11 protein-coding genes are annotated in these 12,410 nt (G+C 32.8%); 2 read left to right on the forward strand and 9 right to left on the reverse strand.

The window, feature by feature from the left end:
* Positions 1 to 113: 113 nt before the first annotated feature.
* Genes RBR53_06565 through mfd form a run of 5 tightly spaced genes read right to left on the reverse strand, consistent with a single transcriptional unit; the run spans position 114 to position 7,165 of the window.
* Positions 114 to 1,163 (reverse strand): galactokinase, encoded by a 1,050-nt coding sequence (locus RBR53_06565; GenBank protein ID MDY0132316.1) that lies wholly within the window; start codon positions 1,161 to 1,163, stop codon positions 114 to 116.
* A gap of 37 nt (positions 1,164 to 1,200) precedes the next feature.
* Entirely contained in the window at positions 1,201 to 1,965 is a 765-nt protein-coding gene (gene recO / locus RBR53_06570; GenBank protein MDY0132317.1) for a DNA repair protein RecO, read from the reverse strand.
* Positions 1,966 to 1,980: 15 nt separating this feature from the next.
* The gene (locus RBR53_06575) at positions 1,981 to 2,952 is read right to left on the reverse strand and encodes a SurA N-terminal domain-containing protein (protein ID MDY0132318.1); all 972 of its coding nucleotides are present in this window, start codon (positions 2,950 to 2,952) and stop codon (positions 1,981 to 1,983) included.
* Positions 2,953 to 2,969: 17 nt separating this feature from the next.
* Positions 2,970 to 3,644 carry a SurA N-terminal domain-containing protein gene (locus RBR53_06580; protein MDY0132319.1) on the reverse strand — a complete coding sequence of 225 codons (675 nt, stop codon included), beginning with the start codon at positions 3,642 to 3,644 and terminating at the stop codon, positions 2,970 to 2,972.
* Positions 3,645 to 3,688: 44 nt separating this feature from the next.
* The gene (gene mfd, locus RBR53_06585; GenBank protein MDY0132320.1) at positions 3,689 to 7,165 is read right to left on the reverse strand and encodes a transcription-repair coupling factor; all 3,477 of its coding nucleotides are present in this window, start codon (positions 7,163 to 7,165) and stop codon (positions 3,689 to 3,691) included.
* A gap of 442 nt (positions 7,166 to 7,607) precedes the next feature.
* Here mfd and RBR53_06590 point away from each other — a divergent pair, with 442 nt between their 5' ends.
* Positions 7,608 to 7,946 (forward strand): hypothetical protein, encoded by a 339-nt coding sequence (locus tag RBR53_06590; GenBank protein MDY0132321.1) that lies wholly within the window; start codon positions 7,608 to 7,610, stop codon positions 7,944 to 7,946.
* Between the two features lie 38 nt (positions 7,947 to 7,984).
* Complete coding sequence (locus RBR53_06595; GenBank protein ID MDY0132322.1) at positions 7,985 to 8,260, forward strand: integration host factor subunit alpha; 276 nt, start codon at positions 7,985 to 7,987, stop codon at positions 8,258 to 8,260.
* A gap of 213 nt (positions 8,261 to 8,473) precedes the next feature.
* Here the strand turns inward: RBR53_06595 and RBR53_06600 are convergent, their stop codons facing one another.
* From RBR53_06600 to RBR53_06615, 4 genes are all read right to left on the reverse strand, one after another.
* A complete protein-coding gene (locus tag RBR53_06600; GenBank protein MDY0132323.1) occupies positions 8,474 to 9,031 on the reverse strand; it encodes a phosphoribosyltransferase family protein in 558 nt (185 codons plus the stop codon).
* Between the two features lie 92 nt (positions 9,032 to 9,123).
* Positions 9,124 to 10,428, reverse strand: coding sequence for an NCS2 family permease (locus tag RBR53_06605; protein MDY0132324.1), 1,305 nt, complete (start codon positions 10,426 to 10,428; stop codon positions 9,124 to 9,126).
* Positions 10,429 to 10,720: 292 nt separating this feature from the next.
* Positions 10,721 to 11,644, reverse strand: a complete 924-nt coding sequence (locus tag RBR53_06610) for a stomatin-like protein (protein MDY0132325.1) — start codon at positions 11,642 to 11,644, stop codon at positions 10,721 to 10,723.
* Positions 11,645 to 11,646: 2 nt separating this feature from the next.
* Positions 11,647 to 12,105 carry an NfeD family protein gene (locus RBR53_06615; protein ID MDY0132326.1) on the reverse strand — a complete coding sequence of 153 codons (459 nt, stop codon included), beginning with the start codon at positions 12,103 to 12,105 and terminating at the stop codon, positions 11,647 to 11,649.
* Between the last annotated feature and the right edge of the window lie 305 nt (positions 12,106 to 12,410).

The following is a 12,410-nucleotide window of genomic DNA, read 5'->3' on the forward strand; positions in this document are numbered from 1 at the left end:
AAACTTTTGGGAATAATTAAATGCCAAACTTTATACTAAAATTAAATTTCGTCCATGATAAAATTCAGTTGATCTAAATCATGAAAAACTCAAATTAAATGAGAAACTAAAGTTTAAATTGATTCAAACAAAAGCCCCTCAGATTCTGGCTTTGTATCAAGAAGCATTCCTCCTTCAATTTTTGAAAGCTTGCTCTTCCACAAAGATTTAAGGTTTAAAATGTCTTTTTGAGAGCCCACAGCCCAGACACAGCCTCCTGCTCCTGCTCCTGTAAACCTTGCTCCGCAATTATTTTGCTTTGCAAGTTCAAAAAGCTGTTTACCTGAATTATCAAGAACATCAGGAGTCATTTCAAGACGTAATTCAACTTCCCTATTTACAATTTCTCCAAGAGCTGAAAAATCTTTATTCCCAAAATAAAGACAAAACTCATGGGAAAGAAGAGCAATTTCATTCCAGATTTCTCTAAACTTACCTGATACAAATTGCTGTCTCCATTTTGTATTTACCAAGTGTGAATCATGGGTTTTTCCAGTATAGGCCACAAGAAAATGTTTTCCTGCATTTTTAAATTCGTTTTTTCTTAAAAGAGAAGTATTTGTAAAATCAGGCCAGGAAGAAACATCTGTCCAATGCCAGGCATTTGCACCTCCAAAAGCAGCACAAAGGTGATCTTGAAGACCGCAGGGGACTCCGGCTACTGCACTTTCAATTAAAAATGCCCTTAATGCAGCATTTTTTGCAAAAATTTTTTCTTTATTCAAAATTTTCATTAGAAGAGAAACAAGAGCCACAGAAAACACTGAAGAACCCCCAAGAGCACTTTTTGGAGGAGATGAAGATTCAATTTTAACTTCTAGGCCTCCACAATCAAAACAATCACAAATTGCAAACACAAGACCTAAATCATGATTATAAGGAGCTTCTTTGGACTTGAAAACAGCGTCTTCAAACCCTTTTGAACTTACTTTTATATAATCTTTTTTATATGGATTAAGACTTACTTTAGTTCTAAGGTCAATTGCCATATTAAATGTTACAGGATAAAGACTGGCCATTGGAAAACTAAAAGTATTTATATCAAGGGTTCCTGCAAAATCAATTCTACAGGGAGCTGAGGCAGAAAAGCTTTTTTTTTCTAATATTTCCTCTAAATTTATCATATTTTTTATAAACCCTTTTTTAAGTCTGCCCTGAAAATTATAAGGCTTTAGCTTCAAGACAATGGATAATTCTTTGTGAATTAAATTCTTTCCCTGTGCTATAGGAAAGAAAACCGCTTAAAAACCTTGTGCAGTCTTTAATGTTTTTTACTGAAAACCTTAGTTTTGAAGCCGTTTCAAATTGATTTTCCCTTATCCATAAAAGCTGCTTAACATTAGCTGCAGAAAGGCTGCCGTTAAAAAAATCAGAGCATTTGCAGCACAAGATTCCGCCCTTGTCAAATCTAAACTTAAAAGTTTTCATGTTTTTATCCATCTCTTTTCCGCAGGAAGCACAGCTTGAAAGCATGGGATCAAACCCTGAAAACTTTAAAAAATAAACTTGGAAATAAAGGTTTGCCGCCTGAGGCGAAATTTTATCTTTATTTAATACGCCTAAAAGAAAGACTAAAAGATTATAAATTCTTTCCTGGGGTGTATTTGCCCAGACCCAATTAGTGATTATTTCTGCCCAATAAGATGCAAACGCAAGTTTAAAAATATCTTGCCTTATTTTTTCAAAAGGGTCTTCAAGTATAACCTCTGTAAGTACAGGCATTCCTCCCCTTTTACTTGATGAATAAATTATTTTTGAAAGAGTATAGAGTTCTAGTTTGCCTGAAAATCTTTTTTTACTTTTTTTTGCATTTTTTGCAATGACTGAAACATTGCCAAATTCTTTTGTAAAATATGTAAGAATATAATCATAATCTCCAAACTCTGTTTTCCTTAGGAGTACAGAATCCAGGGGAACCTGTTCCATAAAAAGAAACTATCCTTATTCAATAATTGTTATATGCATATTCTGCTTAAGAGATTCTATCCACTTATCAAATCTTTTTCCAACTTCCTGGTCATATAGAATTCTTCTTATCTCAGGAGCTGCCTTTTCAAAATCTTTTTCATTTTTTTTCTTTATATCCGAGATGTAAAAAATCTGAATCCCCCTTGAAGTAACAAGAGGAGAACTTACTTCGCCTTTATTAAGATTTTCAATTACAGCTTTTATTGAATCTGAAAGGTCTCCTTTTTTAAAATAACCAAGATTACCAGACAAGACTTTCATTTCATTAAAATAAGATCCTGCTTCTGAAGAGATTTGAGTAAAATTATCTTGCCCTTCGGCTAACTGTTTTATATTTCCAAATATTTTTAAGATCTCATCCTTATCATTTTCATCAAATTGACCTGAAGGAATGGTTATATGCCAAATTTCAAAGGCTTCATCTCCCCCGTACTTTACCAAATTATCCTGGTAGTATTTTTTAACATCTTCATTGGTTACTACTATTTTTGATCTTACTTCATAATCAATAAGTCTTTTTTTTAAAATCTGTTGCCTTAATTTGTTTTTATAATCTTCAAGAGTCACCCCTTCCATCATAAGGGCTGACTCAAGCTCTTTTGTGGTAAGATTTTGCTCTCTTTTTATATTATCAAGAAATTGTTCCACAGTTTCTTCATCAACTTCAACTTTTGATCTTTTTGCCGCTATTTCAGCAATCTTTTCATCAACAAGATTTCTGAGCATTCTTGCCCTTACTTCAGCAATAAGCTCTTTTTCTTCAGCATCTGAGTATCCTGCTTGCTTGATTTTTTCAACAAAGGGCTCTATTTCTTTTTCAAGCTCCCTGTAGGTGATGATTTCATTATCAACTTCAGCAACCATCCTATCCACAAGCTTTTGAGCTCCAAAACAAACCTGAGCAGACAAAATACAAAAAAGTATTGTATATTTCAAAGTATTCATTATCAATTCCTGTTAAATTATAATCTGCCTTCTTTTAATACATCAGCCCAATTTTCTTTGACAATATTTATTTCTATAGTTTTCTTAAGCTCTTCAAGAAGACTATCGTAATCAGCCTGAATCGTCAGTCTTTTCACAGTATCCAACACAATTTCAGCAATTTCGTTGTTATTTTTAACATCTTCAGAGTTTAAATCATTAGCTTTACAATATTTCAAAAAAACACTTCTCAAATCTTTTTCATCAACCTCAATGTTTTTATTAATTATTGATGAAAGAGCTTTTTTAAGTGCCATTTCCCTTTTAAATCTTTTTTGAAAAACAGCAGTTTCAATTGAATTGTTTTTTAAAATCTCTTCAAAAACGTTGTCAGGATACTCCTTTTTTACTTCTTCAAGGTCATTAATAAATTCTTCGTTTGTATATTCAACCCCTTTTTTTGAGGCATAATCAAGAATCAGTTCTTCTTCAATTAACTGGGCTAAAACATCTTCTTTTAGTTCAGAAAGATTCTTTAACACATAATTGTGGGAATAACCAAGTTTTGTAATCTCAAAAGCAGCTTCAAAATCTTCAGTTGTAACTACTGAATCCCCTATCTTTACTATTACCTTGCCTTCAATTTCTTTTTTCCCAGCAGGACATCCCATAAATAAACAAGGGAGTAAAAGAATTAATATAAATTTTTTCATAAAAAACCTTGATAACCCTAAGTTGATTAATTTTTTAAAGTTTTTCACCTTAATTTCTGCAAACCTTGATTTAAATTAAAAAGAGTGTTTTTTGCTTTCAAAAATGTGGGTTTTACTCCGCCTGTGTCTATAAAAAGCTTTAAATCACCGTCAAATTTCCAACCTTTATTTTTTTCAACAAGCTTATTTAATGCCAAAGGACTATTAACATAATTTTTTGAAAAAATAAAAGTAAGACCGCTATTATTCATATCAAGCTGAACAATTCCTGTTTTCATACAAATTATTCTAAGCATGATTTTTAGAATAAGATTTTCAGTTTCCTGGGGAATCTTACCATATCTGTCAGAAAGCTCACTTCTAAACTCTTTTAAGTTAGTCAGCTCTGAAAGTCTTGAAAGTCTTCTGTAAATAATCATTCTCTGGTCAATATCTGGAATATAGGATTCAGGAATATAAGCACTTAAACCAATATTGATTTCAGGCTCAAGAGGTTCTTTTATTTCCTCCCCTTTAAGGTGTGATACTTCATTTTGTAAAAGTTTAAGAAACATATCATAACCTATTGCAGTAACATGACCTGATTGGGAAGCCCCTAAAATATCGCCTGCACCCCTTATCTGAAGATCACCCATTGCAAGCTGAAAACCTGCTCCAAGTTCAGAATACTGCATAAGAACCTTCAACCTTTTTTGGGCTTTATTTGTAAGTCGGTTTTCTTCTGGAACAAAAAGATAAGCATGAGCCTGGTTTCTTCCCCTTCCGATTCTGCCTCTAAGCTGATAAAGCTGAGAAAGCCCGAACCGATCCGCCCGATTTATAATCATTGTATTTGCATCAGGAATATCAAGTCCTGATTCAACAATAGTTGTACAAACCAGCAGATCAGTTTCCTTATGGACAAATTTTCTCATTGTTTCTTCAAGCTGCTTTTCAGGCATTCTGCCATGGGCCTTACCTATTCTTACATTGGGAAGAATTTTTTCAAGAAAAGAGCAGATTCCATCTATAGTTTCTATGCTGTTGTGAACAAAATAAACCTGGCCATTGCGTTTGATCTCCTTTAAAACAGCTTCTTTTATTACACTTTCCTCAAATCCTGAAATATAAGTATTAACAGGCTGTCTTGCCTCAGGAGGGGTTGAGATAATACTGATATCTCTTATTCCTGAAAGTGAAAGATGAAGGGTTCTTGGAATAGGAGTTGCAGTAAGGGTCAACACATCAACAAAAGCCTTGATTTTTTTAATTTTTTCCTTGTGCTTTACACCAAACCTCTGTTCTTCATCAATTACAAGAAGACCAAGGGAGTTAAATTTTATATCATTTTGCAAAAGCCTATGGGTTCCTATTACAATATCTGCCTCACCCGAGACCATTTTTTTAATAATTTCAGTTTGCTCTTTTTTGGTCTTGAATCTATTTAAAACAAAAATATTTACAGGGTAACCCTCAAATCTTTCTAAAAATGTCTTATAATGCTGTTCAGCTAAAATTGTTGTGGGAACAAGAACTGCTGTTTGTTTACTTTCACTCCAGGCTTTAAATGCAGCCCTTATGGCCACCTCTGTTTTTCCATATCCCACATCACCGCAAACAAGCCTGTCCATGGGTTTTTTGGAAGTCATATCACTTAAAACATCTTTAATAGCTTTAAGTTGTCCGCTTGTTTCCACATAGGGAAATCCTGATTCAAAATCTTTGAAAAGATCGTCTGGAGGACTAAATGCATAACCTGATTCAACTTCTCTTTTTGCATAAATAGAAAGAAGCTCCTTAGCAATTTTTTCAGCTTTTTTCTTTGCCTTTTCCTTGGCCTTTGTAAAATCCTTCCCACCAAGACGGTCAAGCTTTACCCTGGAATATTCAGCTCCAACATATTTTTGTAAAATATTGATTCTGTCCACTGGAACATAAAGTCTGTCATTGTCAAAATATTCTACAATGGCAAATTCACCTTTAAAACTTCCCAGATTTATTGTTTCAAGACCTTTATATTTTCCAAGTCCGTGTTCAGCATGAACAATTATATCTCCTAAATCAAGTTCATTAAGAGAATAAATTCTTTCACCGGCAAGCTTTTTAACCTTTTTTCTTCTTGAATATCTTACTCCAAAAATTTCATTTTCAGTGATAATTGAAAGACTTTCATCTTCAAAGGTAAAACCTTTGGCCAAATCTCCAGGAACAATTACAGGGTCTGCAGCCTTGATATTTTTAAACTCATCTTTTTTAAACAAATCGCTTTCATAAAGCTCAGCATCAACTCCATAAGGCTTAAGTACTGAAGAAAGCCTTTCGCATTGAGTTTTTGAAGAACATACAATTACAGGTAAAATGTTTTTTCTTTTTTGCTCAAAAACCCATTCAGAAAGCGGAGAAAGAGGGAAATCAGACCCTGTTTTTGCCTTAAGCCTTGATTTAACCCAGGAATTATCTTCAATTTTTAAAAACATTTTAGTGCTTTTTTCATTATTTCCCGGAAGATTTTTCAGGGTAATGTTTTTGAATTTATCAAGTTTTTCAATTGTTTTATTTTCAGATTCAAACAGATCTCTTGGATGGAGTATAAAAAATCCAGAATCAAGGGCATTGTAATAGTTTTCCTCATTTTTTTTATAAACTTCTTCAAAAGACTTTTCAAACATAGAAGGGTTTGAAAACAAAACAATAGAGTCCTTGGGAATATAATCAGCAAAAACAGTTTTTTCTTCATAAAATATTGGGAGAAGGGATTCTATTCCCTGAAAAGAGCCCTCGTTTTTTATTTTCTCAAGAACAGATTTTACAGCTTCAACCGAAACCTTTGAGTTGGCTCCTTTTTTTCTGATTTTTGAAAAAATTTTATCTTTTTCATCATCAGAAACAATTATTTCACTCACAGGTACAATAAAAACTTCTTTTATATCTTTAATTTTTCTTTGGGTTACCACTGAAAAAACACGGATTGATTCTATATAGTCCCCAAAAAACTCCAATCGTACAGGATCATCATATAGAGGAGGATAAAAATCTAAGATTCCTCCCCTTACTGAGTAATCACCTGGTTCTTCTACAATGGAGGCCCTTGAATATCCTGACTTTAAAAGCTTAGATATTATATCTTCCATTTTAATATCTTCACCCGCACCGTAAAGATCAACGCTTTCTTCAAGCTTTATTTTGGGGATCAGAAATCGGCAGGCTTCACTCCAGGGAATAAAAACAACTTTTTGAAAAAAACTTTCTTTCATTTCATACAAAAGTTTTATTCTTTGAGCTGTGGTTTCCATATGAAAGGAATCGGACTTTAAAATATCCTGATTATATCTTGGGAAAATTCTTAAATCTTTTTTATCCAGAAAAAAGCTTGAGTCTGTTAAAAGTCTTTCAGCTTCTTCTTCATCGTTTACAAAAACAAAAACAGGCTTTAAAAAAGATTTTTTTATTCTTGAAACAATATAGGCAATTACACCAGAATTTACTCCTGAGATTTCAAGGCTTTCAAAACCTCTGATTTTTAATTCTTCAATAAAATTCATTAATTTTTTTCTTGATTTTATTTTCGCTATGTTATTAAGACAAAGTTAATTGTTAACAATGTCAACAAATTGAACCTGATTTTGAGATGTAACAGAATTGATTTTTTTATTCTTCTACAAAAACAGACACAAAAACTTTTATTTGTAAGTTAAACTTAAGATTTTCATCGCTTTTCAAATATTGAATAATTTAAAATTTAAAAACTTTTAAAATTGGAATTTAAAACAAAATGCAAAAGCATTTTTTAATTAGTTGAGTGTATAATATTCAAGGCTGATTTCTTCTACATTTAAATTTCTTTTTTTTCAAGTGCCTAATATTTTAAGTACTTAAAGATAAAAAAGAATAAAAAGATAACTTGACGAAAAACAAATAAAAATATATTCCATCGAACTTTAGGACTTTTAAATTACCCTTGGCAAACAGTTATGGAGAATTGTAATGAAAAAGGCCAAAGCAGAACATCTTACTAAAATTACCAAAGAGATAGTCATTTCCCTTTGCAAAGAAAGCAATAATTCTCAAGACGATGGAACAGGCTATGTAAGCTCTGTTAAATCAGTGCTAGAAGGAATGAAATCATACCTTGAAGCACAGGGTAAATCTTTGGAATTTAAAAAGTTTTTTGAAAATCTATATAGCTTTTCAAAAAACATATGGATAGAGAGCATAATTAAAAACAGACTTAAAGAACCAGACGGCTCTCTTGCTGAAAAAGAGACCTTATACTATGATTATTGTTTTGAGCATATTTATAAAAAAGGGAATTTCCCCTTATAAATCCAAGTTCTTCCAGAAATTCAAATTTAGGAGTTTAAATGGCACTGACCAAAAATGACATCATCGAGCAAGTTTATGAGCTGGGTTTTAGCAAAAAAGATGCATCTGAGCATGTAGAAACCCTTCTAGAAATAATGAAATCAAGCCTTGAAAACGGAGAGGATATTTTAATCTCAGGGTTTGGAAAGTTCTGCATTAAGGAAAAAGAGGCAAGAAGAGGAAGAAATCCAGCAACAGGCAAAGACTTGATGCTTCCGCCAAGAAAAATTGTTACTTTCAAGTGTTCAGGTAAATTAAGAGAAAAAATCAACTAAACATTTGGCTGATAGAAATTGATTTTTTATTTAGCAAATACAAAGCCAATCGTAAATTCAGCAGATATTAATAAAATTAAGCTTTAGCCATCTTGAAAATAAAGTTTTTTGTTTTTGCACTGATTATTTAATAGTAAAGCTGAATATAAAAAACGGAATTTCATTTAAATAAATTCCGTTTTTTATTTACTGAAAACAAAGAAACAAAAAGAGTTAATCAGGAAAAATAAACCCTTTGGCTTTCATTTCATTTTCTGTAAGTTCTTCAAGCTCATGGGGGAGAACTATCCACTGATGTGACTCAAAAGTTTTATAATATTCATCAGGAAGCATATTGGCAACTCTGTTTTCAGGCTTATAATAAAGGGCTGCCATTGTAAGGGAAACATTTTTTTTATCAATTGTATTTAAAAGTTTATTTTTCACTCCCTCAAAAGTTTTTCCCCTGTCAAATATATCATCAATTACAATTATCCTTGTTCCATCTTCAACTTGACGAATTACCCCTTCAATATTATCTACTTCAACTTCATTGGAAGCATGATAAATACCTTTATAAGATTGTGCCTGAATGGTTGCATATTTTTTTCTTGTTTTGGTAAGCACGGTAAACACTTCCTGGATATATACCGAAACCTGGGCTCCTCCCCTTGTAATTCCCACAAATAAATCAAAATCAAGATTTTTTTTAAAAAGTTTTTTTGCAAATCCCCATGAATCGTTTTCAAGCATTTCCGGTGAAATAAAATATTTTTCAACTTTTTCTGACATCAATTTCTCCATCCAGATAAAAACATCGGCAAATTATTTAATATCCTATTATTGGAAAACTTTTAAAAACTTACCCATGCTTAATTTAAAATTTAGATTGTATTCAGTATTATATCAATAAAAGAGAAAACACCGATAATCCACATAAGAGGATGAATCTTCTTAATATTTCCAGAAAACAGCCCAAGGATACAATAAGAAACAAAACCAACAGCAAGTCCCATTGAAATACTATATGTAAGAGGCATTAAAATTATTGTAAGAAAAGCTGGAATCCCTGTATGAAACTTGCTGAAATTAATCATTCCAACATTTTTAAACATAAATACACCTACAATGACAAGAGCTGGAGCAGTTGCAAATGTTGGAACTATTGCAATAAAAGGGGTAAAAAGAAGGGCCAGAAGAAAAAGAAAAGCCGTTACAACACTTGTAAGCCCTGTTCTTCCCCCCACAGCAATACCTGCACCAGATTCAACATAGGTTGTTGTTGTACTTGTTCCAAGAAGAGCACCTGCTATTGTTGCAACAGCATCTGCTTCAAGAACCCTGTCAATTTTTTCAATATTACCGTCTTCATCAACAAGTTTAGCCTCATATGAACAGGCTAGAATTGTTCCAAGGGAGTCAAAAAGGTCAACAAAAATAAATGAAAAAATTGCCCCCCATAAACTCCATTTTAAAGCACCTAAAATATCAAGTTCCAAAAAAATAGGCCCTGGAGATGGGGGAGTTGAAATAAATTTTTCAGGCAAGGAGGCATCCCCTGTTATCATTGCTATAATGGTAACTGCAACTATTCCTATCAACATACTGCCCCTTACTTTCAAAACTTCAAGCACTGCAATTATTGCCAGACCTAAAAGTCCTAAAACAAGAGGAGTAGTCATTTTTCCTATTCCAACAAGAGTGGCGGGATTAGCAACTATAAGACCCATTCCTTTGAACCCTATCAAGGTTATGAAAAGCCCTATCCCTGCTGCTGTGGCAAGCCTTATTTCTTTTGGAATTGCAAAAACTATCCATTTTCTTATCCCCAAAAGTGTAAGAAGTAAAAAAAGAACCCCTGAAAGAAAAACAACACCAAGTGCAGTTTGCCAGCTTATCTGCTTTCCTATTACAAGGCTGAATGCAAAAAAAGCATTAAGTCCCATTCCCGGAGCCATTGCAAAAGGTACCTTTCCCCATAGCCCGGCAAGCATTGTTCCCAAAAAGGCTGCAAGTATTGTAACAGTAATGAGTGCACCTTTATCCATTCCTGTAGCGGAAAGAATATCCGGGTTTACAAAAATAATATAGGCCATGGTAAGAAAAGTAGTAGTTCCAGCTATTATTTCCTGTTTTACATTTGTTCCGTGGCTTTTCAGCCCGAAAAAATTTTCAATTAGTTTAAACATTTCTCCTCCCCTGAAAATAACTATGGTTAATTCTATTAAATACTAATCTGAAAAAGTTAAACACAAACAAAAACTTTTTCTACATTTATCCTTGATTTTTGTCAAAACCAATATCTTTAATTATTAAGCAAGCCACAAAAGACTATATTAAAAAACCCAATAAAAACAAATCAAGGCTAGTCAAATTTAAAGCTTCTTAAATAAAAAAATGCATCAGGTTTCAACTTTGATATTCCTGATGCATTTCAATAAAAGTTTTTAAATTTTTTATTAAGTTTAACAAAACTTCAAATTAGGCTTTTTTTCCTTTGTCAACAAAACTACCCATTGTTTTAACAAAACCTGTAATATCTGAAAGGTCTGTAGGTATAACAAGAGAGGTTGACTCTTTTGCAAGATTTCCAAATTGACCAATATATTGTTCTGCAATTCTTAAATTAACAGCTGCTTCTCCACCTTCTTCTTTTATTGCCAAACCCACAACTTTAAGACTTTGGGATATTGCATTTGCAACTTTTAAAATCTCCTGAGCATGACCTTCAGCTTCATTGATTCTTTTTTGCATTTCACCTTCTGATACAGAAATTGCTTCTTTTTTCATCCCTTCTGCCCTGTTTATTCTTGACTGTCTGTCCCCTTCAGACTCAGCAATTGCAGCTCTTTTATCCCTTTCTGCCTTCATTTGCCTTTCCATTGCTTCCTTTATACTTTGAGGAGGAACAATATTTTTCACTTCATATCTTGTAACTTTTACTCCCCATGGATCAGAAGCTTTATCAACTGCTGCAACAATAGTTCCGTTGATATTGTCCCTTTCTTCAAAAGTCTTATCAAGCTCCATTTTACCGATCACACTTCTCATGGTAGTCTGTGCAAGCTGAATTGAAGCAAACCTGTAATTATCAATTCCATATGATGCTTTATTGGCATCAAGAACCTGCATATATAAAATACCGTCAACTTCAACAGAAATGTTGTCTTTTGTTATACAAGTCTGAGAAGGAACATCTATGGCCTGCTCCTTTAAAGTGTGTTTGTATGAAACCTTATCAAGAAACGGAATCAGAATATGAAACCCTGCGTGAAGAGTTGCTCTGTATTTACCTAATCTTTCAACTACAAATGCTTCTTTCTGGGGAATCACCCTTGCTGTTTTTACAACAACAATAACTGCAAAAACAACAAGACCAATAATTATCAATGAATAGCCCGTCATGTTTATTCCTCTTTTTTAAATGGTTTTACAATAAGCCGTATGCTTTTTCTTCCTATTATTTGAACAGGTTCACCTTGTTTTATTTCAAAATCCGAATCTGCACCCCAGTCAGATCCTCGAAACATTACCTTACCCGCTGAATTTGGAGAAATATCAGTTGAGGCAACAGCTTTTTCTCCAACTATACCATTTGTTTCGCCCTCAGATACATTTTGTATCTTTCCTGTAAAGACAGAACTGAGTTTTTTCCTTAAAAAGAAAAGAAGAAGAAGAGACAACCCAAGAAAAACTGAAAGCTGAACATCCAGACTCATTTTGACTCCAAGGGTAATAAGGGCAACAGCCCAAGCTCCTAAACCGAAAAAAACTATAATGAACCCAGACGAAGCAAGTTCAGCAATAAACATGATTAAGCCTGCAATAAACCACAACACTTCTGGTTTTAGAAATAAATCAAACATTTTCACTCCGCTTATAAAAATTTATTGGTTATAAAAAACAAACCAAGTCTAAAAAAGATATAAATTTAACCTGGTTGAATTTTATACTAGATTCCCATTTTTAGGCTTTTATTTTTTTATATTTTATTTTGGAATTACCAAACCTGCAGGCTTAAGCTCTAACCAAGCTTTATATACATTAAATATTTTACAATTACACTAAATTTCTACTGATCACTAAGTGTCAATTAATAAAAACTGTTTGATTTCAAAAATAAAAAATTCTATATATGCTTTTTGTTGAATAAATGAAAACACAAGGGAAT

The sequence above is a fragment of the Desulforegulaceae bacterium genome, assembly GCA_034006035.1.
GTDB lineage: Bacteria > Desulfobacterota > Desulfobacteria > Desulfobacterales > JACKCP01 > JACKCP01.